Below are 20111 nucleotides of genomic sequence, written 5' to 3'. Positions count from 1 at the left end.
GTTCAGGCGGCTCAAGGGCTACCGACGCATCTTCTCTCGGTTCGAGAAACTCGATGCAATGTTTCTTGGCTTTCTCAGCTTCGTGCTCGTGGCAGATGGCCTTCGTGGTTTGTGTTAACAGGCCCTAACTCGTTGCGCCTCTGTCCCAGGTTGCCCAACTCAACCATTAGATCGTGAAACGCTGCCTTGCTTGAGGGATCGGTGATTTTTCGAATATCCACGAAACGGGAGAACAACACATCTGCGGTTCTGAGTCTCTGGTTGTACGCCAGTTCATTTATTAGGATAAGAACTGCCTCGCTGTCCGTGTCGCCCAGCAACACAAGGAGTTCGGTGACAGTATTTTCAAGATGCTGGAAGCCGACGATGAATCGGCCGAGTTGGTGGTAGGCGGTGGGGTTTGACATGGGACTCAACTAAATATAGACCGCAAAAGTGCGGGCCAACATGACTGGATGATCATCATGTGCGACTCCCCTAGTGCCTGTAAGTGTTTGATTTATATCTGAAATCTTCGATGCGGCCAACAAGCTCGCCCTCGCATTTCCAGGCGTACCTCGCGGCAAGGCCTCTCCGCCAACAGCGCAGGGCGATGAATAGCCCCGTATCGCCGACAGGGCAGGAAAATCCCCTAAGCTCCCGGTCATGAACATCTCCTTCTGGCGACTCGCCTGGAAAACCCTCTGGCGTGACCTGCGTGCAGGCCAGCTGCGCCTGCTGATCCTGGCTGTGACCCTGGCGGTGGCGGCGCTCACCGCCGTGGGCTTTTTTGCCGACCGGCTCAAAGGCGGCATGCAGCGCGATGCGCGCCAGTTGCTGGGTGGTGATGCGGTCATCGTCAGCGACAACCCCACGCCGGCTTCCTTGTTGGCGCTGGCGAAATCCAGCGGGCTGCAGATCTCTGGCTCGTTGAGCTTTCCGACCATGGCGCGCGCCGACGACAAGCAGGGCGGCGCCACGCGCCTGGTTTCGCTCAAGGCGGTGGAGGCGGGTTACCCGCTGCGCGGCAAACTCACCGTCAGCACCGAAGCGGGCACGCCGGCGGCAGCCACGCGCGATATCCCGGCGCCGGGTGAGGTCTGGGCCGATCCGGCCCTACTTGATGCCCTGGACCTCAAGGTGGGCGACAAGCTCTTGCTCGGTGAATCGGCCCTGCGCATCACGCGCCTGATCGGGGTGGAGCCGGACCGCGGCGCCGGTTTCATCAACTTCGCGCCACGTGCGTTGATCCACCAGACCGATCTGGCCGCCACGCAACTGGTGCAGCCGGCCAGCCGCGTGAGTTACCGCCTGGCCGTGGCCGGTGAGGACAAGGTGGTGAATGCCTTCGTCAAGCGCGCCAATGAGGCCGTCGAGCGCGAGCAATTGCGCGGCGTGCGCATCGAGGCCCTGCAGGGCGGCCGCCCCGAGATGGCGCAGACGCTGGAGCGTGCCGAAAAATTCCTCAACCTGGTGGCCCTGCTGGCCGCGCTGCTGAGCGCCGTGGCCGTGGGCCTGGCCGCGCGCTCTTTTGCCAATCAGCACCTGGACGACTGCGCCATGCTGCGCGTGCTGGGTCTGTCCCAGTCCACCATCGCGCGCAGCCATGCGCTGGAGTTCCTGCTCGTGGGCCTGGCCGGCGGTGTGCTGGGTGTGGCCCTGGGCTGGGCCGTGCACCACATCTTTGTGCTGCTGCTGGCCGGCCTGGTGGACACGGCGCTGCCCGCGCCGGGCCTGTGGCCCGTTGTCTTCGGCCTGGGCATGGGCCTCACGCTCATGCTGGCCTTCGGTCTGCCGCCGGTGCTGCAACTGGCACAGGTGCCGGCGCTGCGTGTGATCCGGCGCGACCTGGGCACGCTGCGGCCCATGTCCATCGGTGTGCTGGCGCTGGGGGTGCTGGGGTTTGCCGTCTTGCTGCTGGCTGCCAGCAGCGATATCAAGCTGGGGCTCATCACCGTGGGGGGCTTTGGCGGCGCCGTGGCGATCTTTGCCCTGGCCAGCTGGGGCGCGGTCCTGCTGCTGCGCCGTGTGGTGCGCGAGAACACCGCGCCGCGCTGGCTGGTGCTGGCGACGCGTCAGCTCTCGGCGCGGCCCATCTACGCCGTGCTGCAGGTCAGCAGCCTGGCCGTGGGCCTGCTGGCCCTGCTGCTGCTGGTGCTGCTGCGCACCGACCTGATCCGCAGCTGGCGCCAGGCCACGCCGGCCGATGCGCCCAACCGTTTTGTCATCAACATCCAGCCCGACCAGGGAGAGGCCTTCCAGCACCAGCTGCGCGAGGCCGGTGTGACGGGCTACGACTGGTTCCCCATGATCCGCGGCCGCCTGGTGGCCGTGAACGACCGCCCCGTGCAGGCGCAGGACTACGAGGACGACCGGGCCCAGCGCCTGGTGGAACGCGAGTTCAATCTCTCGCACAGCGCGCAGCCGCCGGGCCACAACCCCATCGTCGCCGGCCGCTGGACGGCGGAAGACGCGAACGGCATCAGCATGGAGGAGGGCATCGCCAAGACGCTGAACCTCAAGCTCGGCGACAAGCTGCGTTTCGACATCGCCGGTCTGCAGAAGGAAAGCACCATCACCTCGCTGCGCAAGGTGGACTGGGGCTCCATGCGGGCCAACTTCTTCGCGCTCTACCCGGTGAGCCGGATGCCCGACCTGCCCGTCACCTACCTGGCTGCGTTGCGCGCGCCCGGACAGGCCGGCTTCGACAGCGCGCTGGTGCGCCAGTTTCCCAACATCACCGTGGTGGACCTCAGCGCCACGCTGGCCCAGGTGCAAGGCGTGCTGGAGCAGGTGAGCCGCGCGGTGGAGTTTCTCTTCGGTTTCACGCTGGCCGCCGGTCTGGTGGTGCTGTTTGCGGCCGTCACCGCCACGCGCGAGGAGCGCGCGCGCGAATACGCCATCATGCGCGCCGTGGGCGCGGGCAGCGGCCTGCTGCGCCAGGTGCAGCGCGCCGAACTGGCGGGTGTGGGCGCGCTGGCCGGGGCGCTGGCCGCCGTGGTTTCGGCCGTGGTGGGCTGGGCGCTGGCGCGTTACGCCTTCAATTTCGAATGGACGGTCACCTGGTGGCTGTTGCCCGTCGGGGCCGTCAGCGGCGCGCTGCTGGCCTGGTTCGCCGGCTGGTGGGGCCTGCGCAGCGTGCTGCGCCGACCGGTGGTGCAGACACTGCGACAGGCGGCCTCTTGAGATGACAAAATGACGGAATAACCTCGCCGCTCTGCGCGTCCTCAATGACGCGGGCTACGCCCGCATGACTTCAGTCATTTCGTCATCGATGCCGCGCAGCGGCGAAGTCATGCCCGCGCCAGCGGGCGTCATCACGAACCCACACCATGCCAGCAGAACATCCAACCCAACCCGCCACCCCTTTCGAATGGATCGGCGGCGAGGCCAAGGTCCACGCCCTGGTCGAACGCTTTTACGACCTGATGGACCTGGAGCCGGGCTACAAGGAATTGCGCGCCGCGCATGGCAGCGAGTTGACGGATGCGCGGCAGAAACTGGCTTGGTTCCTGACCGGCTGGCTCGGCGGCCCGCAGCACTACACCGAACGCTTCGGCCACCCGCGCCTGCGCGCGCGCCACATGCCCTTCAAGATCGGCCTGGTCGAACGCGACCAGTGGCTGGCCTGCATGGACCAGGCCATGGGGGAGGTGGGCATCGATGAGGAACTGCGCGGCAAACTGCGCGAGTCTTTTTCCGGGACGGCGGACTGGATGCGCAACACTCCCGGCTAGCCGGGAGTGTTGCGCTTTGCGCTGTATTGACGCTCACCCCTCCCAAACCCTCCCCATCAAGCGGAGGGCTGAAGAAGAACCACGACGGCGCCGGCCCCACCCTCCGCCGGCCGCGCCTGCACAAACGCCAGCACTTCCTTCTTCTGCGCCAGCCAGCTCTGCACCCGGCCCTTGAGCACCGGGGTCTTGCCCGGTGAGCCCAGGCCCTTGCCGTGGACCACGCGCACGCAGCGCAGGCCCTGCTGGTGCGCCTCGCGGATGAACTGGCCCAGGGCTTCGCGGGCGTCTTTGGTGCGCAGGCCGTGCAGGTCGAGCTGGCGCTGGATGGCCCAGTCGCCGCGGCGCAGCTTGCGCGTGACGTCGGGGCCGATGCCGGGGCGGCGGTAGCTCAGGTGCTCGTCGGTTTCCAGCAGGGTGCTGATGTCGAATTCGTCGCTCAGGGTTTCCTGCAGCGCGGCCTGCTCGTCCAGCTGGTGCTGCAGGGGCAGCGGTGGGGGCTTGGTGTTTTTGAGCTGAACCTTGGCGGGCTGGGCCAGGGGCTGCACCTTGCCTGCGGCTTGCAAAAACAGGTCCTTGTCCGCTGTGGCCTGACGGGCTTTTTTCGCTGCCTCGACCTTGCGCTCGGCTTCGCGCTTGGCCTGAGCCTCTATTTCTTTCTTGACCTGCTTGAGGTCGGCCAAGGACTTCACGGTGACCATCAGACCAGACCTTTCTCGGCCATGGACAGCGCCAGGCCCGGCGCCACGATCATGTGGTCCAGCACGCGCACGTCGACCAGGGCCAGCGCGGCTTTCAGCGCTTGGGTCAGGGCCTCGTCGGCGCGCGAAGGCTGCACCGTGCCGCTGGGATGGTTGTGCGCCAGCACCACGGCGGCGGCGTGGTGGTGCAGGGCGCGCAGCACCACTTCGCGCGGGTAGACGCTGGTCTGCGCCAGGGTGCCGCGAAACAGCTCCTCCAGCGCCAGCAGCTTGTGCTGGTTGTCGAGAAACAGCACGGCAAAACATTCGTGTTTCTTGTTGGCCAGGTGCAGCTGCAGGTAGTCCTTGACGGCCTGGGGGGTGTCCAGCGCGGCGCGTTCGCGCAATTGCTCGGCCAGGGCACGGCGGGCCAGCTCCAGCACGGCCACCAGTTCGGCGCGTTTGGCCGGGCCCAGGCCCTTGATGCGTTTCAGGTCGTCGGCGCTCGCGTGCAGCAGGCCGGCCAAACCGCCAAAGCTGTCCAGCAGCTCCTGCGCCAGCTGCAGCACGCCCTTGCCGGCCAGGCCGGTGCGCAGCAGCAGGGCCAGCAGCTCAGCATCAGACAGCGCCCCCGGGCCGCGGGCCAGCAGCTTTTCGCGGGGTCGCGCGTCGGGGGGGAGGTCTTTGAGGGGCATAGGATGACCGTTCGGGCTGAGCCTGTCGACGCCGGTTTCACGCAGGGTGGAAAGACCCTTCGACAAGCTCAGGGTGAGCGGACAGACAAGTTTTTACAATGGAGCCCAGTTTATCGGGACTTTCATGAACGCCACCCCTGCCCGGGTCCAGCCCGGCTCCTTCCTCACGCTGCATTACCGCCTCTCGGGGCCGGCCGGTGACATCATCAATACCTTCGGCGGCAAGCCGGCCACGCTGACCATCGGCACGGGCGAACTGGCCCCGGGGGTGGAGCAGATACTGCTGGGCCTGGAGGAGGGTGTGCACACCACGCTGCAACTGCCGCCGGGGGCTTATGGCGAGCGCAACCCCGACATGCAGCAGTGGCTCTCGCGCAAGGAATTGCGCGAGCTGGGTGACCCCAACGAGCAATACGCGGTGGGCGACGTGGTGCAGTTCCCCACGCCGGACCGCAAGGGACAATTCGGCGGTGTGGTGCGCCAGCTGGGCGAAGAGGCTGTATTGTTCGACTTCAACCACCCGCTGGCGGGCCAGCCCGTGACCTTTGAAGTGCAACTGATCGGGGTGTTATGAGCATGGGTTCGCAGGCAGATATGAGCGCCGCCGGGCCGTCCCAAGGCGCGAAGGCCCCCTCGGGGGGCAGCGCAGGACACGAAGTGACAAGCGTGGGGGCCGAGATCTTTTTGGCCGAACCGCGCGGTTTTTGCGCCGGCGTGGACCGCGCCATCGAGATCGTGGAGCGGGCCCTGACCAAATTCGGCCGCCCGATCTATGTGCGCCACGAGATCGTGCACAACACCTATGTGGTGAACGACCTCAAGGCCAAGGGCGCCATCTTCATCGAGGAGCTGTCCGACGTGCCGCCCGGTGCCACGCTGGTGTTCTCGGCCCATGGCGTGAGCAAGGCCGTGCAGCAGGAGGCGCAGGCGCGCGGCTTCCGGATCTTCGACGCCACCTGTCCGCTGGTGACCAAGGTGCATGTGGAGGTGGCCAAGCTGCACAAGGAAGGCTACGAGTTCATCATGATCGGCCACAAGGGCCACCCGGAAGTGGAAGGCACCATGGGCCAGCTCGATTCCGGCATCCACCTGGTGGAGGACGAGGGCGGCGTGGCGCATGTGCGGCCCGCGCAGACGGCCAAGCTGGCCGTGGTGACGCAGACCACGCTTTCCGTGGACGACGCGGCCGGCATCATGGCGGCAGTCAAGGCCCGTTTCCCTCAGGTGCGCAGCCCGAAGCAGCAGGACATCTGCTACGCCACGCAGAACCGGCAGGACGCCGTCAAGCTGCTGAGTCCGCAGGTGGACGTGGTCATCGTCGTGGGCAGCCCCACCAGCTCCAACAGCAACCGCCTGCGCGAGGTGGCCAGGAAGCTGGGGACCGACGCCTATATGGTGGACAGCGCCGAGGAGCTGAAGCCGGAGTGGTTCGAGGGCAAGGGCCGCGTGGGCCTGACGGCCGGCGCCTCGGCCCCGGAAATCCTGGTGCAGCAGGTAATCGAGCGCATCCGGGCGCTGGGCGCCGTGGCGGTGCGCAAGATGGACGGCATCGAGGAGACCATCAAGTTCCCCCTGCCCAAAGGCTTGAAGGCCTGATGATCTCGAGTCTCAAGGCCTGAGCGATCGCCAACTTACAATTCCCCCATGCTAGACCTCACCCTGCTCCGCAAAGACCTCGACGGCGTGCTGGCGCGCCTGCAGACGCGCAAGAACCCGCAGCCCTTTCTTGATGCCGACAAGTTCCGCGGCCTGGAGGCCGAGCGCAAGACCATCCAGACCCGCACCGAAGAACTGCAGAACAAGCGCAACACCCTGAGCAAACAGATCGGTGCGCTCATGGGTCAGGGCAAAAAAGACGAAGCCGAAGCGGCCAAGGCCGAGGTCAACGCGCTCAAGGGTGAGCTCGAAAGTTCGGCCGCGCGCCTGGAGCAGATCCAGACCGATATGCAGGCCCTGCTGCTGGCCGTGCCCAATCTGCCGCACGAGAGCGTTCCCGTGGGCAGCGACGAGCACGGCAATGTGGTGGCGCGCAGCTGGGGCACGCCGAAGCAGTATGACTTTGCCGTCAAGGACCACGTGGACGTGGGTGAACCGCTGGGCCTGGACTTCGACACCGGCACCAAGCTCACGGGCTCGCGCTTCACGGTCATGAAGGGCGGCATCGCCCGCCTGCACCGCGCGCTGGCCCAGTTCATGCTCGACGTGCAGACGCAGGAACACGGCTACACCGAGTGCTACACGCCCTACATCGTCAACGCCGACACGCTGCGCGGCACGGGCCAACTCCCGAAGTTCGAGGAAGACCTGTTCGCCGCCAAGAAGGGCGGCCAGGAGGGCGCGGCCGAGGACGTGGCGCTCTACCTGATCCCCACCAGTGAGGTGACGCTGACCAACTTCGTGCGCGACGAGATCGTGGCCGAAGCGGACCTGCCCCTCAAGCTCACGGCCCACACGCCCTGCTTCCGCTCCGAGGCCGGCAGTTACGGGCGCGACACGCGCGGCATGATCCGTCAGCACCAGTTCGACAAGGTCGAGATGGTGCAGATCGTGCACCCGGAGAAAAGCTACGAGGCGCTGGAAGAGATGACACGCCACGCCGAAGCCATCCTGCAGAAGCTGGGCCTGCCCTACCGCGTGATGAGCCTGTGCACCGGTGACATGGGTTTCGGTGCCGCCAAGACCTATGACCTCGAAGTCTGGCTGCCCGCGCAGAACACCTACCGCGAGATCAGCTCGGTCTCCAACTGCGAGGCTTTCCAGGCCCGCCGCCTGCAGGCGCGTTTCAAGAACGCCCAGGGCAAGAACGAACTGCTGCACACGCTCAACGGCTCCGGCCTGGCCGTGGGCCGCGCCCTGGTGGCTGTGTTGGAGAATTACCAGCGCGCCGACGGCAGCGTGGAAATCCCCGCGGCCCTGCAGCCCTATATGCGCGGCCTCAAGGAACTGCGGCCGTGAACTCGCGCCGGCGCACCCTGTGCCAGTTGCTGACCGGTAGCGCGGTGCTCGGTGCGGGCGTTGCGCAGGCGGCGGTGCCCGAAGCGGGCCAGCCCGCACCGGACTTCGAGTTGCCCGACCAGCAGGGCAAGACGCGCAAGCTCGGCGACTGGCGCGGCAAGTGGCTGGTGCTTTATTTCTACCCCAAGAACGACACACCGGGCTGCACCGAAGAGGCCTGCACCTTCCGCGACGACTGGCTGCAGCTGCAGGCCCTGGGCGCCGAGGTGGTGGGCATCAGCGTGGACAGCAGCGCTTCGCACGCGGCCTTCGCGCAGAAGTACAAACTGCCTTTCCCTCTGCTGGCCGATGAAAAAGGCGAGGTGGCCGCGCGTTACGGCACCCTGTCGGACTGGCTGGTCTACAAATTCGCCAAGCGCTACACCTTCGTGATCGATCCCCAGGGGCGCATGGCCAAGGCCTACCGCTCGGTGGACACGGCCAGGCATTCCGCCGAGATCGTGGCGGATCTCAAGCAGCTCCAGCTGCGCCGCTGAAATACGGACGAGCCCGAGCCATGCCTGCCAAGACCCCAGCCCAGTCCGGACAGCCCATGGCAGGGGCCCAGGCCAGCAGCGCCGAGGTGGTGAACCGCGCCGCTTTTGACGGGCGCCTGGCCCAGGAGTGGGACCGTGCGCAACGCGCGGCAGAGCCGCTGTCCCTGCTGCTGATCGACGTGGACCACTTCCGCGCTTATGCCGACACCCACACGGCCACCCTGAGCGAGGAGCGTTTGAACCGGATCGCCACGACCCTGGCACGTGCTGTCTTCCGCCCGGCCGACATGGTGGCGCGTTACGACGATGACGAGTTCGCCATCCTGCTGCCGGCCGTGCACGAGGTGGGCGCGCGTGTGGTGGCGGCACGTGTGCGTTTGCTGGTCAACGCCCTGGCCATGCCGCACAGTGGCGGTGAGGGCGGCATCGTCACCGTCAGCATCGGCGTGGCCGCGTTCACGCCGACGGGCGAAACCGGTCCCGAGGCGCTGGTCGAGCTGTGCGAAGGCGCGCTGGAGCAGGCCAAGCGCATGGGGCGCGACAGCATCGTCTCGCAGGACTGGATGGCCTAGGGACTCTCTGCATAACTCGCGTCGCGCGCGGCCGGGCTTTTGCGGGATGAGCCGCAAGGCGCAAAACCCAAGGCAAGCCTGGACGGCTTGCCTGGTTCTGCAACGCCGCGTCACGCATCCGCTTCGCGGATGCNGCCCTTTGCCCACCAAACCCCTTGCGTGTGCTGCAGCACACGCTGTGTGGTCTTGGCGGCCAAATCTTCCCGTTTTGGACTCGAACGCGCATGACGGGAGTTATGTAGAGAGTCCCTAACTATTTCACACATCAGGGACAGGGCGCTAGAATACGCACAGGTCACACCCGTGGCCCGATCAGATCGGGAGAGACTGCAGCGCTTTATGCGGCTTGCAGCGCCGAAGGAGCAACCGCCCCGGAAACTCTCAGGCAAAAGGACCGATCGGATCTCTCGAACTCTGAAGAGCGGCCGGATCTCGTCACCCGGCCCACCGCAGGAGCAAGCGCTGCCCCGTCCATCGACATGCAGGCCGCGTGAATCTCTCAGGTACCAAACAGAGGGGGCGTGCATGGCACATGGTGTGCCGCGCACCCCACCCCCATGACGTTTGGAGCCTGTACTCATGAAGTCGATCGCCGTCATCGGCGCCGGTATCACCGGCGTCACCACTGCCTACGCCCTGGCCAAACGCGGTTTTGCCGTCACCCTGTTCGAGAAGAACCGCTACGCGGCGATGGAAACCTCCTTCGCCAACGGCGGGCAACTGTCCGCCTCCAATGCCGAGGTCTGGAACCATCCCTCCACCATCCTCAAGGGCCTCAAGTGGATGCTCAAGAGCGATGCGCCGCTGCTGGTGAATCCCAAGCCCAGCTGGCACAAGCTGAGCTGGTTTGCCGAGTTCATCGCCAACATCCCGCACTACCGCCGCAACACCATCGCCACCGCGCAGCTCGCCGTGGCTGCGCGTGAGCATCTTTACGCCTGGGCCAATGCCGAGGGCGTGGACTTCGACCTCAAGCGCCGGGGCATCCTGCACATCTACCGCGACAGGAAAGGCTTCGAGCACGCGGGCGAGGTCTCGAAGCTGCTGGCGGCCGGCGGCCTGCCGCGGCGCGCCGTGACGCCCGAAGAGATGCGCGCCATCGAGCCCAGGCTGGCCGGCAGCTACTACGGCGGTTATTACACCGAGAGCGACGCCACCGGTGACATCCACAAGTTCACCGTGGGCCTGGCCGCCGCCGCCGAGCGTCTGGGTGTGCACACCCTGTACGGGCAGGACGTGCAGCAACTGAGCAGCGACGGACGCAGCGCCAGCGTCACCGCCTGCGTGGACGGGCTGCCGCAGACCCACCGCTTCGACGGGGTGGTGGTCTGCGCCGGCGTGCTCAGCCGCGCTTTCGCTGCGCAGCTGGGGGACCGTGTCAACGTCTACCCGGTCAAGGGTTACTCCATCACCGTGAACCTGCTGGACGCGCAAAGCCAGGCCGCCGCGCCCACTGTCAGCCTGCTGGACGACGAGACCAAGCTCGTCACCAGCCGCCTGGGCGCAGACCGCTTCCGCGTCGCCGGCACGGCGGAATTCAACGGCTACAACAAGGACATCCGTGCCGACCGCATCCGTCCGCTCACCGATTGGGTGAACCAGTGCTTCCCCGGCGTGAGCACGCGCCAGGTCGTGCCCTGGGCCGGCCTGCGGCCCATGATGCCGGACATGATGCCGCGCGTGGGCCGTGGTCGTGCCGCCAATGTGTTCTACAACACGGGCCACGGCCACCTGGGCTGGACACTCTCGGCCGTCACGGCCGACATGGTGGCCGGGGTGGTGCAGCAGGCCTATGCGGGCACGGCGCCAGGTGTGCGTGTGGCGGGTGCCGCCTTGCCGCAGCAGGGGTGACGCTGCGGCTCAGGTGCTGCCGCGCTCGATCAGCTGGTAACCCAGGTCGATCGAGTGCGAGGGCACCGGCTGCCCGGTCATGAGCTGCAGCAGCATCTGCGCGGCGGCTTCACCGATCTGCGCTCGGGGCGTGCGGATGGTCGTCAGCGGCGGCAGCATCTGGTCGCTGCCCGTCAGGTCGTTGAAGCCGGCGATGGCCACCTGCTGCGGCACGCGGATGCCCAGCCGCAGGGCGGCCAGCAGGGCGCCCTGCGCCAGGTCGTCGTTGCAGAAGAAGATGGCGTCCACCGCGGGTTGCTGCCGCATGATCTGCTCAAACAGCCGGCCGCCGAGCGCGAGCGAGGAGGGGGCGGGGTTCAGCCACTCCAGTGCGGCCTCGTGCTGACCGGCCTCGGCCATGGCCTGGCGCCAGCCCGTCAGGCGCTGCAGGGTGCGCGGGTCCAGCTGGGCGGCGGCAAAGGCGATGCGCCGGTGGCCGCGCGACTGCAGGTGCCGCGTCATGGCCGCGCCGGCCGCCTGCTGCGACAGGCCCACGCTGTAGATGCCGGGTTGCTGCGCGACCTCCATCAGGTGCACGCAGGGCACGCCGCTTTGCTGCAGCAGCTTGCGGGTGGCTACGCTGCGCTCCATGCCCGTGACCAGGATGCCGGCGGGCCGGTGCAACAGCTGTTCACGCAGCAACTGCTCTTCCTCGACGGGGTCGTAGTGGGTGATGCCTATCAGGGTCTGGTAACCGGCCGGGTGCAGGGTGTGCTGCACAGCCTCGAGCAGGTCCACGAAGAGCGCATTGGAGAGCATGGGGATCAGCACCGCCACATGCCTGCTGCGGCTGGAGGCCAGGGCCCTGGCGGCCGGATCGGGCATGTAACCCAGCTTGTCGGCGGCAGCCTGCACCTTGGTGACCAGCTGCGGATCAACCGCCCGTTCACCCCGCAGCGCGCGAGAGACGGTCATCAGGCTCACGCCTGCGAGCTGGGCCACGTCTGACATGGTGACGCGGCCGGTGGCGCGGGTCTTTTTGCGGGCGGGTGGGGGGCTCATCGGCTGAGGGTTATTACTGATCAGGGGCTGATGGTTGATGATTATGATAGCGCTATCCATCTCGGATCCGCCATCGTTATTCAAAACTTTCTCCTTTGAGAATTTTTAAATGGCACCCATCCGGGTTGATTTTTTAAGTTATTAAGATAGCGCTAACCAAGGATGAATTCCTCAATCGTCATCATGGGGGTGGCCGGCTGCGGCAAGTCGCATATCGGCTCGGCCCTGGCGGCGGCCGAAGGCTGGCGCCTGATCGAAGGCGATGACTTCCACAGCGAAACAAGCCGCCGCAAGATGAGCCAGGGCATTGCGCTGACGGATGGGGATCGCGAGGGCTGGCTGGCCCAGCTGGGCAGCATGCTGGCGCAAAGCCCGGCGCCTGTCGTGCTGACCTGCTCGGCCCTCAAGCGCCAGTACCGGCAGCAGTTGCGGGCCGCATCGCCGGGGCTGCGTTTTGTTTTCCTGGAAATCACCCGCGAAGAATCCCTGGCGCGTGTGGCGGCCCGGGCTTCCACGCATTTCTTTCCCACGGCACTGGTCGACAACCAGTTCGCCACCCTGGAGTCACCTGTGAACGAACCCGACACCCTGGCGCTGGATGCAACGCAAGCCGTCGAGCAGCTGCAGCGCCAGATCAGCGCCTGGCTGCAGCAGGGAGTGAGCGCATGAAACCGGACACCTCTCCCGCAGGGCCGCTGTTGCAGCGCATCGCCCACATCTGCATGGGCGCCTGCCTGGGCGTCATGGCGCTGGCGGTTTTTGTCAACGTGGTGCTGCGTTACGGTTTTGGCAGCGGCATCGCCGCCAGCGAGGAACTGTCGCGCCTGCTCTTCGTGTGGATGGTGTTCATCGGAGCCACCGTGGCCTACCCTTATGGCGAGCACATGGCCTTCACCAGCCTGGTCGCCCGCCTGCGCAGTCGCCCCCTGGCCATGAAGGCGATGACGGTGCTGATCCGCCTGCTGGTGATGACCGCCGCGGCCCTGGTGGCCATCGGCGCCTGGCAGCAGGTGGTCGTGGGCCTGAACAGCCGCTCGGTGGTGCTGGGGTATTCCAGCGCGCTGCTGCCCCTGCCGGCGCTGTTGAGCTCGCTGGCCATCGCCATCATGGCCCTGGTGGAACTCGTGCGTCAGGATCCGCTGGACCTGGGCCACGGCATGGAAGCGGAGTGAGACCATGAGTTCAGAAGCTTTGGCATTCTTGATGTTCATCGCCGGCCTGGTGCTGCTCATGGGCATCGGCCTCAACATGGCCCTCGCGCTGGTGCTCACGGGCGCGGCCATGGCCTGGGCCCTGGATTTCTGGGACACGCAGCTGCTGGCCCAGAACATGGTGGCCGGCATCGACAGCTTTCCCCTGCTGGCCGTGCCCTTTTTCATCCTCGCGGGTGAACTGATGAACAGCGGCGGCATCAGCCGGCGCATCATCGAGATGGCGCAGGCCTGGGTGGGCCACATCCGCGGCGGCCTGGGCTTCGTGGCCATCGGCGCGGCCGTGCTCATGGCCAGCATGAGCGGCTCGGCCCTGGCCGACACGGCGGCCCTGGCCACCATCCTGCTGCCCATGATGCGGCAGCAGGGCTACCCCATGCACACCTCGGCGGGTTTGATCGCCTCGGGCGGCATCATCGCGCCCATCATTCCGCCGTCCATGCCCTTCGTGATCTACGGCGTGACCACCAACACCTCGATCTCGGCGCTCTTCATCTCGGGCATCGTGCCGGGCATCCTGATGGGTGTGGGCCTGATCGTGGCCTGGAAGCTCCAGCTGCGCAGCATCGATCTGCCGCCGGGCGGCGAGCGCCTGCCCATGGGCGTGCGCCTGCGCGCGGTGCGCAAGGCCTTCTGGGCCCTGCTCATGCCGCTCATCATCATCGGCGGCATGAAAAGCGGCGTGTTCACGCCGACCGAAGCCGCCGTGGTGGCCGCCATGTACGCGCTGGTCGTGGCCCTGCTGATCCACCGCGAGCTGACCGTGGCCGAGGTCGGGCCCGTGCTGGTGCGCGCGGCCAAGACCACGGCGGTGGTCATGTTCCTCTGCGCCGGCGCCCAGGTGGCCAGTTACATGATCACGCTGGCCGACCTGCCCAATGTGCTGACCGGCTGGCTGGGGACCATGGTCCACAACCCTCGCCTGCTCATGGCCGCCATGATGCTGGCCCTGGTGCTGATCGGCACGGCGCTGGACCTCACGCCCACCATCCTGATCTTCGCGCCGGTGATGCTGCCCATCGCGGTCAAGGCCGGCATCGACCCCGTCTACTTCGGCCTGATGTTCGTGCTCAACGGCGCCATCGGCCTGATCACGCCGCCGGTGGGCACGGTGCTCAACGTGGTGGCCGGCGTGGGCCGCCTGCCCATGCACCAGGTGATCAAGGGGGTGAACCCCTTCCTGCTCACCTACCTTGTGCTGCTGATCCTCTTCATCATCTTTCCGCAGATCGTCACGGCCCCTGTGGCCTGGATGCGCTAGGGCCTGTTCGCACTTGAGAAATTAATGCGAACAGGCCCTATGTCCCCGTGTTCCCGTCCCCCATCATCATCACCAAGGAGCAAACCATGACCCCCTTCCGCAGAACATTCGTGGCCGCCACCGCGGCCCTGGCCATGCTGGCCCCGCTGGCCGCCATGGCCCAGGACATCAAGCCCCGTCTGATCCGTTTCGGCTACGGTCTGAACGAGCAGAGCAACCAGGGCCGTGCCGTCAAGGTCTTTGCCGAGGCGGTTGAGAAAGCCTCCAGCGGCAAGATGAAGACCCGCGCCATCGGCGCGGCCGCCCTGGGCTCGGACCTGCAGATGCAGCAGGCCCTGAGCGGCGGCGCCCAGGAAATGATGGTGGGCTCCACCGCCACCCTGGTGGGCATCACCAAGGAAATGGCCCTGTGGGACACCCCCTTCCTGTTCAACAACGCGGCTGAAGCGGATGCCGTGCTCGACGGCCCCATCGGCGAGAAGGTCATGGCCAAGCTGAAGGAGAAGGACCTGGTCGGCCTGGTTTACTGGGAAAACGGTTTCCGCAACCTGACCAACAGCAAGCGCCCGATCAACAAGCTGGAAGACCTCAACGGCATCAAGCTGCGCGTGATGCAGAACAATGTCTTCCTCGAGAGCTTCAAGTCCCTGGGCACCAATGCCGTGCCGCTGGCCTTCTCGGAGCTGTTCACCGCGCTGGAGACCGGCACGGTGGAAGGCCAGGAGAACCCCTTCAACACCATCCTGTCCAGCAAGTTCTACGAAGTCCAGAAATACCTGACCATCACCAACCACGTCTACAGCCCCTGGATCGTGCTGGTGAGCAAGAAGTGGTGGGACCAGCTCTCCAGGGCCGAGCAGAAGATCCTGCTGGACGCCGCCAAGACCAGCCGCGATTTCGAACGCAAGGACACCCGCAGCGAAGCCGCCAGCGCCGTGGCCGCGCTGAAGGAAAAAGGCATGCAGGTCAACGAGCTGGCGCCCGCCGAAGCCGCCCGCATGCGCAACAGCCTGAAGCAGGTTTATGCTTCGATCGGTGACAGCGTGGGCATGGACCTGTGGAACGAGACCCAGGCCGAGCTGGGCAAAATCCGCTCGGGCGGCAAGGGCAAGTAAGCCACGGCTCTGTGCCGAAACGCGGGCGGTGCATCATGGCTCTTGCGAGCCTGTTGTACCGCCCGTTTTGAATTTCTTCATGTCCCCGGAAAGCCACCATGTCTGAGCCGACCCACCCGATCCTGGTCGAGGTGACCCGCCGCATCCAGCAACGCAGCGAGCGCACGCGCGCCGCCTACCTGGCGGTGGTGAACCGCACGGCCCGCCCCGGCCCCTACCGCAGCGGCATGGGCTGCGCCAACGCCGCCCACGCCTATGCGGCCATGCCCGGCGAAGACAAGCTGCTGCTCAAGCAGGAACGCCAGCCCAATCTGGGTCTGATCACGGCCTACAACGACATGCTCTCGGCGCACAAGCCCTACGAGCACTACCCCGAACGCATACGCCAGAAGGCGCGCAGCCTGGGCGCCAGCGCGCAGGTGGCCGGCGGTGTGCCCGCCATGTGCGACGGCGTGACCCAGGGCGAGGCCGGCATGGAGCTCTCGCTGTTCTCGCGCGACGTGATCGCGCTGGCCACGGCTGTCGGGCTCTCGCACAACGTGTTCGACGCGGCGATGTTCCTGGGCGTGTGCGACAAGATCGTGCCCGGCATGTTCATGGGCGCGCTGCACTTCGGCCATCTGCCCGCGGTCTTCGTGCCCGCCGGCCCCATGACCTCGGGCCTGTCCAACGACGACAAATCCAGGATCCGCCAGCAGTACGCCCAGGGCCTGGTGGACCGCGCCACGCTGCTCAGCGCCGAACAGGCGGCCTATCACAGCGCGGGCACCTGCACCTTCTACGGCACGGCCAACTCCAACCAGATGCTCATGGAGATCATGGGCCTGCACCTGCCCGGATCGTCCTTCGTGAACCCCGGCACGCCGCTGCGCGAAGCGCTGACCGACGCGGCCGTCGAACGCGCCGTGGCCCTCACGCACGAGGCCGGTTCCGGCGTGGGCCACCAGATCACCGCCGAGGTGCTGGTCAACGGCATGGTGGGTCTGCTGGCCACCGGCGGCTCCACCAACCACACCCTGCACCTGATCGCCATGGGGCGTTCGGCGGGCTGGGTCATCAACTGGGAAGACTTCTCCGACCTCTCGGCCTGCGTGCCCCTGCTGGCCCGCGTCTACCCCAACGGCTCGGCCGACGTGAACCATTTCCACGCCGCGGGCGGCATGGGCTTCATCATCCGCGAGCTGCTCTCGGTGGGCCTGCTGCACGACGACGTGCACACCATCATGGGCCGCGGCCTGCATCGCTACACGGTGGAGCCCTGGCTGAACCAGGGCGCGTTGGACTGGCGCGCGCTGCCCGTCGCTTCGGGTGACGAAGACGTGCTGCGTCCCGTGACGCGCCCCTTCAGCCCGGACGGCGGCCTGCGCCTGCTGCAGGGCAACCTGGGCCGCGCCGTCATCAAGGTCTCGGCCGTGAAGCCGCAGCACCGGCAGGTGAGCGCGCCGGCCGTGGTGGTGAACGGCCAGAAAGAGCTGGAGCAACTTTTCAAGCAGGGCAAGCTGGAACGCGACTTCGTGGCCGTGGTGCGTTGCCAGGGCCCGCAGGCCAACGGCATGCCCGAGCTGCACAAGCTCACGCCCCTGCTGGGTGTGCTGCAGGACAAGGGCTACAAGGTGGCCCTGGTGACCGACGGCCGCATGTCCGGCGCCTCCGGCAAGGTGCCCGCCGCCATCCACGTGACGCCCGAGGCGGTGGCGGGCGGGATGATCGGCAGGGTGCGTGACGGTGACATGCTGACGCTGGACTGCGAGGCGCAGAGCCTGCAGGTGCAGGTGAGCGATGCGGAACTGGCGGCGCGCGACGCGCAGCTGCCGGACCTCGCCGCCAACGGGCAGGGCATAGGCCGCGAACTGTTCGGCCTGTTCCGTGACCGGCCCTTGCTGGCCGAGGAAGGCGCTTCGCCCCTGCTGTCGGGATATGCTCGCTGACCATGAAGACCGCACAAGACAACCCCTGCACCCAGCGCCCGGCGTTCACCTCCCGTGTGGTGCCCGTGATCGTGATCACGAACCCGGCCCAGGCCGTGCCCCTGGCCGAGGCGCTGCTCGAAGGCGGCATCGACGTCATGGAAATCACCCTGCGCCATGCCGCAGGCCTGGCGGCCATCGAGGCCGTGGCCAAGGGTGTGCCGGCCATGCAGGTGGGGGCGGGCACGGTGACCGTGGCCGGTGAAATAGCGCGCGTGAAGGGTGCCGGTGCGCGTTTCGCGCTCTCGCCGGGCATGACGGAAGTGCTCGTGGCCGAGGCCATGGCCCACAAGCTGCCTTTTGTGCCGGGTGTGATGACCCCCGGTGAAGTCATGCGCGCGCGTGACCACGGCTTCAAACTCGTCAAACTTTTCCCCGCCGCGCAGGCCGGGGGCATGGGCATGCTCAAGGCCCTTGCCGGCCCGCTGGCCGACATGCGGTTCTGCCCCACGGGCGGTGTCTCGCTGGCCAATCTGCAGGACTTTCTGCGCCTGGGCAATGTGCCGATGGTCGGCGGCTCCTGGCTGACGCCGCTGGAGCTGGTCGAAGCCGGCAACTGGGCCGCCATTACCCGCCTGGCGCGCGAGGCCACGGAGCTGGCCCGCGCGGCCTGATCCCCTGCGCTTTTATTTGCGCCCGACGAGGTAAGTCACGCCCTGCGGGCCGTAACGCTCGGTGTGGGGCTCGGCCAGGGCCAGATGAAAGATCTCGCCGGGCCGGTACCGCTGCTCCTGCCCCTGGCAGACCAGGGTGATCTCGCCGCTGAGGATCAGGGCCCGCGCCTCGAAGGGGTGGGTGTGCGCGTCCAGGAAACCCTCGGGTTCGCGCGTGACCAGCGTGATCTGCTCGAAGCCGGCGGCCTGCAACTGCTGGCGGAAGAGTTCTGGGTCCATTGCGTGCTCTCTGGTTCAGGGTTGTTGCAGCGCCGCCTCGATGGCGGTCACCAGGGTCTTGCTGCCCGGTTCCACGTCGCTCGCAAAACTGCTCACGGCCTTGCCGTCGCGGGCGATCAGGTACTTGTGGAAGTTCCATTGCGGCGCGGCCTTGGTGGCCTGGAACAGCTGGGCGTAGAAGGCGTTGCGCCTGGGGCCGACGACCGTGGTCTTGTCGAGCATGGGGAACTTCACGCCATAGGTGTTGAAGCACAGGTCGGCGATCTGCTTGGCATCGCCGGGTTCCTGCTGGCCGAAATCGTTGGACGGAAAACCCAGGACGACCAGGCCGCGTTTCTCGTACCTGGCGTACAGCGCCTCCAGCCCTTCGTACTGTTTGGTGAAGCCGCAGTAGCTCGCGGTGTTGACGACCAGCACCACCTTGCCCGCGTACTGGCAGAGGTTCTGCGGCGCGTCGTCCTGCAGGCGGGTGAACTGGTGTTGCAGCAGGGCGGGGCAGGCTGCGGTGGATTGTGCGGAGGAGGTCATGGGCGTGAGGGTCAGGGCTAGCGAGACCAGGGCCGGAAAAAGGAATGGGCGCATGAATGTCATGCACCCATTCTGCGGCAGCCGATTCAACCCTGCTGCGACGGGGGTCGGGACCTTATTCCGCCACGAACCCCGTGGCCTTGACGATACGAGCCCAGCGCGCGCTTTCCTGGTTCATCTTCTGCAGGAACTTGTCGCCGCAGAGATTGGGGTTGGCATTCAGGCCGGCAATGGCCATGCGCGACTGGAATTCCGGCAGGGCGGCGATCTTCTGGTGCGCCTCGGTCAGGCGTTTGGTGATGGCCGGCGACAGGCCTTTGGGGCCGGAGAAGCCGAACCAGACCGTGGTGGTCAGCGCGCCCAGGCCCAGCTCGCCCACCGTGGGCACGTTGGGCAGTTGCGGTGCGCGCTGCTCACCCGTGGTGGCGTAGGCCACGAGCTTGCCGGCCTTGATGTGCGGGGTGGCCGTGGCGATCTGCACAAAACCCAGCGGGGCCACGTCGGCCAGCATGTCGGTGATCTGTTGCGGACTGCTCTTGTAGGGCACGTGGGTCATCTCGGTCTTGAGCGCCTCGCTGAGCTGGTAGCCCAGGAAGTGGGCGGGTGAACCGGTCGAATACGAAGAGTAGGTGGGCGCTGTCTTCTGCGCCACGATCCACTGCGAGAGCTCCTTGTAGCTCTTGGTACCCAGGCCGGGGTGGCTGGCCAGCACCAGCGCGGCTTCCACGCCCTGGCAGATCTGCGTGAAGTCGCTGCCCTTGTACTGGGCCTTGGGATTGGCGTTGGGCGTGATGGTCATCATGCCGGCGGTGTTGACCAGCAGGGTGTAGCCGTCGGTCGGGGCACGCAGGATTTGCTGGGCCGCGATCATGCCGCCCACGGCGGGCACGTTCTCCACAATCACGGGCTGGCCCAGTTCCTTGGCCAGATGGTCGGCCAGGGCGCGGGCATAGACGTCGGGCGGGCCGCCGGGTGTGGAGGGGGCCAGCAGCTTGATGGGTTTTTCGGGCCAGTTCTGGGCGGCGGCCCAGGGGGCCGTCAGGGCCAGCAGGCCGGCGATCAGGGCGGTGGTCTTGAAGGTCATCGTCTCTCC

At 66.6% G+C, this 20111-nt stretch carries 21 protein-coding genes, 1 pseudogene and 1 riboswitch; of the genes and pseudogenes, 15 read left to right on the top strand and 7 right to left on the bottom strand.

Annotated features, from left to right (window positions below; all coding sequences use genetic code 11):
- Positions 1 to 118 (top strand): annotated as a pseudogene (locus tag ACYVH8_RS04780) (IS5-like element ISCARN85 family transposase); the annotation flags it as partial.
- Here ACYVH8_RS04780 and ACYVH8_RS04775 read toward each other — a convergent pair.
- The gene (locus tag ACYVH8_RS04775; protein WP_460487743.1) at positions 75 to 407 is read right to left on the bottom strand and encodes a hypothetical protein; all 333 of its coding nucleotides are present in this window, start codon (positions 405 to 407) and stop codon (positions 75 to 77) included. The pseudogene ACYVH8_RS04780 and the gene ACYVH8_RS04775 overlap by 44 nt on opposite strands.
- A 238-nt stretch (positions 408 to 645) precedes the next feature.
- Here ACYVH8_RS04775 and ACYVH8_RS04770 point away from each other — a divergent pair, with 238 nt between their 5' ends.
- On the top strand, positions 646 to 3165 hold the full coding sequence (locus ACYVH8_RS04770; protein ID WP_460487737.1) for an ABC transporter permease: 2520 nt from the start codon (positions 646 to 648) through the stop codon (positions 3163 to 3165).
- 146 nt (positions 3166 to 3311) lie between these two features.
- Complete coding sequence (locus tag ACYVH8_RS04765) at positions 3312 to 3716, top strand: group II truncated hemoglobin (protein ID WP_460487736.1); 405 nt, start codon at positions 3312 to 3314, stop codon at positions 3714 to 3716.
- Positions 3717 to 3772: 56 nt separating this feature from the next.
- On the opposite strand, the gene ACYVH8_RS04760 is transcribed toward ACYVH8_RS04765, so the two are convergent.
- Together ACYVH8_RS04760 and radC are read right to left on the bottom strand one after the other, a co-directional pair.
- Positions 3773 to 4414 (bottom strand): Smr/MutS family protein, encoded by a 642-nt coding sequence (locus ACYVH8_RS04760; protein ID WP_460487735.1) that lies wholly within the window; start codon positions 4412 to 4414, stop codon positions 3773 to 3775.
- On the bottom strand, positions 4414 to 5088 hold the full coding sequence (gene radC, locus ACYVH8_RS04755; RefSeq protein ID WP_460487734.1) for a RadC family protein: 675 nt from the start codon (positions 5086 to 5088) through the stop codon (positions 4414 to 4416). The genes ACYVH8_RS04760 and radC overlap by 1 nt, the downstream gene beginning before the upstream one ends.
- Positions 5089 to 5212: 124 nt before the next feature.
- On the opposite strand from radC, the gene ACYVH8_RS04750 reads away from it, so the two are divergent.
- The 6 genes from ACYVH8_RS04750 (at position 5213) to ACYVH8_RS04725 (ending at position 11002) form a co-directional block, all read left to right on the top strand.
- Positions 5213 to 5662, top strand: a complete 450-nt coding sequence (locus tag ACYVH8_RS04750) for an FKBP-type peptidyl-prolyl cis-trans isomerase (RefSeq protein WP_460487733.1) — start codon at positions 5213 to 5215, stop codon at positions 5660 to 5662.
- A gap of 83 nt (positions 5663 to 5745) precedes the next feature.
- Complete coding sequence (ispH, locus tag ACYVH8_RS04745) at positions 5746 to 6684, top strand: 4-hydroxy-3-methylbut-2-enyl diphosphate reductase (RefSeq protein WP_460487732.1); 939 nt, start codon at positions 5746 to 5748, stop codon at positions 6682 to 6684.
- Between the two features lie 48 nt (positions 6685 to 6732).
- Entirely contained in the window at positions 6733 to 8043 is a 1311-nt protein-coding gene (gene serS / locus ACYVH8_RS04740) for a serine--tRNA ligase (RefSeq protein WP_460487731.1), read from the top strand.
- Positions 8040 to 8579: a peroxiredoxin gene (locus tag ACYVH8_RS04735; protein WP_460487730.1), complete on the top strand. Its 540-nt coding sequence runs from the start codon at positions 8040 to 8042 to the stop codon at positions 8577 to 8579. Before serS ends, ACYVH8_RS04735 begins: the two co-directional genes overlap by 4 nt.
- Positions 8580 to 8599: 20 nt before the next feature.
- Entirely contained in the window at positions 8600 to 9151 is a 552-nt protein-coding gene (locus ACYVH8_RS04730; RefSeq protein ID WP_460487729.1) for a diguanylate cyclase domain-containing protein, read from the top strand.
- A 308-nt stretch (positions 9152 to 9459) separates the two neighbouring features.
- Positions 9460 to 9558, top strand: a riboswitch (glycine riboswitch).
- Between the two features lie 172 nt (positions 9559 to 9730).
- Positions 9731 to 11002 (top strand): D-amino acid dehydrogenase, encoded by a 1272-nt coding sequence (locus ACYVH8_RS04725; protein ID WP_460487728.1) that lies wholly within the window; start codon positions 9731 to 9733, stop codon positions 11000 to 11002.
- Between the two features lie 9 nt (positions 11003 to 11011).
- Here ACYVH8_RS04725 and gntR read toward each other — a convergent pair whose 3' ends face one another.
- A complete protein-coding gene (gene gntR, locus ACYVH8_RS04720) occupies positions 11012 to 12043 on the bottom strand; it encodes an HTH-type transcriptional regulator GntR (RefSeq protein WP_460487727.1) in 1032 nt (343 codons plus the stop codon).
- Positions 12044 to 12205: 162 nt separating this feature from the next.
- Between gntR and ACYVH8_RS04715 the strand changes: the two genes are divergently transcribed.
- The 6 genes from ACYVH8_RS04715 (at position 12206) to ACYVH8_RS04690 (ending at position 18211) form a co-directional block, all read left to right on the top strand.
- Positions 12206 to 12712 (top strand): gluconokinase, encoded by a 507-nt coding sequence (locus ACYVH8_RS04715; protein ID WP_460487726.1) that lies wholly within the window; start codon positions 12206 to 12208, stop codon positions 12710 to 12712.
- Positions 12709 to 13215, top strand: a complete 507-nt coding sequence (locus ACYVH8_RS04710) for a TRAP transporter small permease (RefSeq protein WP_460487725.1) — start codon at positions 12709 to 12711, stop codon at positions 13213 to 13215. The genes ACYVH8_RS04715 and ACYVH8_RS04710 overlap by 4 nt, the downstream gene beginning before the upstream one ends.
- A 4-nt stretch (positions 13216 to 13219) precedes the next feature.
- Complete coding sequence (locus ACYVH8_RS04705) at positions 13220 to 14515, top strand: TRAP transporter large permease (RefSeq protein WP_460487724.1); 1296 nt, start codon at positions 13220 to 13222, stop codon at positions 14513 to 14515.
- 86 nt (positions 14516 to 14601) lie between these two features.
- Entirely contained in the window at positions 14602 to 15630 is a 1029-nt protein-coding gene (locus ACYVH8_RS04700; RefSeq protein WP_460487723.1) for a TRAP transporter substrate-binding protein, read from the top strand.
- A 98-nt stretch (positions 15631 to 15728) separates the two neighbouring features.
- A complete protein-coding gene (edd, locus tag ACYVH8_RS04695) occupies positions 15729 to 17558 on the top strand; it encodes a phosphogluconate dehydratase (protein ID WP_460487722.1) in 1830 nt (609 codons plus the stop codon).
- 2 nt (positions 17559 to 17560) lie between these two features.
- Complete coding sequence (locus ACYVH8_RS04690; RefSeq protein ID WP_460487721.1) at positions 17561 to 18211, top strand: bifunctional 4-hydroxy-2-oxoglutarate aldolase/2-dehydro-3-deoxy-phosphogluconate aldolase; 651 nt, start codon at positions 17561 to 17563, stop codon at positions 18209 to 18211.
- Positions 18212 to 18223: 12 nt separating this feature from the next.
- On the opposite strand, the gene ACYVH8_RS04685 is transcribed toward ACYVH8_RS04690, so the two are convergent.
- The 3 genes from ACYVH8_RS04685 to ACYVH8_RS04675 form a co-directional block, all read right to left on the bottom strand.
- The gene (locus ACYVH8_RS04685) at positions 18224 to 18490 is read right to left on the bottom strand and encodes a cupin domain-containing protein (RefSeq protein WP_460487720.1); all 267 of its coding nucleotides are present in this window, start codon (positions 18488 to 18490) and stop codon (positions 18224 to 18226) included.
- Between the two features lie 15 nt (positions 18491 to 18505).
- Positions 18506 to 19072: a glutathione peroxidase gene (locus ACYVH8_RS04680; protein WP_460487742.1), complete on the bottom strand. Its 567-nt coding sequence runs from the start codon at positions 19070 to 19072 to the stop codon at positions 18506 to 18508.
- Between the two features lie 61 nt (positions 19073 to 19133).
- Positions 19134 to 20102, bottom strand: coding sequence for a Bug family tripartite tricarboxylate transporter substrate binding protein (locus ACYVH8_RS04675; protein WP_460487719.1), 969 nt, complete (start codon positions 20100 to 20102; stop codon positions 19134 to 19136).
- Between the last annotated feature and the right edge of the window lie 9 nt (positions 20103 to 20111).

It is taken from the genome of Curvibacter fontanus, from assembly GCF_054780335.1.
Note: the sequence above shows the minus strand (reverse complement) of the source record. Positions and strands in the feature narration are given on the sequence as shown.

Coding starts and splice junctions, on each gene's coding strand:
- ACYVH8_RS04675 (WP_460487719.1), bottom strand. CDS start 20,102: ATGACCTTCAAGACCACCGCCCTGATCGCCGGCCTGCTGGCCCTGACG.
- serS (WP_460487731.1), top strand. CDS start 6,733: ATGCTAGACCTCACCCTGCTCCGCAAAGACCTCGACGGCGTGCTGGCG.
- gntR (WP_460487727.1), bottom strand. CDS start 12,043: ATGAGCCCCCCACCCGCCCGCAAAAAGACCCGCGCCACCGGCCGCGTC.
- radC (WP_460487734.1), bottom strand. CDS start 5,088: ATGCCCCTCAAAGACCTCCCCCCCGACGCGCGACCCCGCGAAAAGCTG.
- ACYVH8_RS04705 (WP_460487724.1), top strand. CDS start 13,220: ATGAGTTCAGAAGCTTTGGCATTCTTGATGTTCATCGCCGGCCTGGTG.
- ACYVH8_RS04730 (WP_460487729.1), top strand. CDS start 8,600: ATGCCTGCCAAGACCCCAGCCCAGTCCGGACAGCCCATGGCAGGGGCC.
- ACYVH8_RS04690 (WP_460487721.1), top strand. CDS start 17,561: ATGAAGACCGCACAAGACAACCCCTGCACCCAGCGCCCGGCGTTCACC.
- ACYVH8_RS04685 (WP_460487720.1), bottom strand. CDS start 18,490: ATGGACCCAGAACTCTTCCGCCAGCAGTTGCAGGCCGCCGGCTTCGAG.
- ACYVH8_RS04760 (WP_460487735.1), bottom strand. CDS start 4,414: ATGGTCACCGTGAAGTCCTTGGCCGACCTCAAGCAGGTCAAGAAAGAA.
- ACYVH8_RS04710 (WP_460487725.1), top strand. CDS start 12,709: ATGAAACCGGACACCTCTCCCGCAGGGCCGCTGTTGCAGCGCATCGCC.
- ACYVH8_RS04700 (WP_460487723.1), top strand. CDS start 14,602: ATGACCCCCTTCCGCAGAACATTCGTGGCCGCCACCGCGGCCCTGGCC.
- ACYVH8_RS04770 (WP_460487737.1), top strand. CDS start 646: ATGAACATCTCCTTCTGGCGACTCGCCTGGAAAACCCTCTGGCGTGAC.
- ACYVH8_RS04680 (WP_460487742.1), bottom strand. CDS start 19,072: ATGCGCCCATTCCTTTTTCCGGCCCTGGTCTCGCTAGCCCTGACCCTC.
- ACYVH8_RS04715 (WP_460487726.1), top strand. CDS start 12,206: ATGAATTCCTCAATCGTCATCATGGGGGTGGCCGGCTGCGGCAAGTCG.
- ACYVH8_RS04775 (WP_460487743.1), bottom strand. CDS start 407: ATGTCAAACCCCACCGCCTACCACCAACTCGGCCGATTCATCGTCGGC.
- ACYVH8_RS04765 (WP_460487736.1), top strand. CDS start 3,312: ATGCCAGCAGAACATCCAACCCAACCCGCCACCCCTTTCGAATGGATC.
- ACYVH8_RS04725 (WP_460487728.1), top strand. CDS start 9,731: ATGAAGTCGATCGCCGTCATCGGCGCCGGTATCACCGGCGTCACCACT.
- ACYVH8_RS04750 (WP_460487733.1), top strand. CDS start 5,213: ATGAACGCCACCCCTGCCCGGGTCCAGCCCGGCTCCTTCCTCACGCTG.
- edd (WP_460487722.1), top strand. CDS start 15,729: ATGTCTGAGCCGACCCACCCGATCCTGGTCGAGGTGACCCGCCGCATC.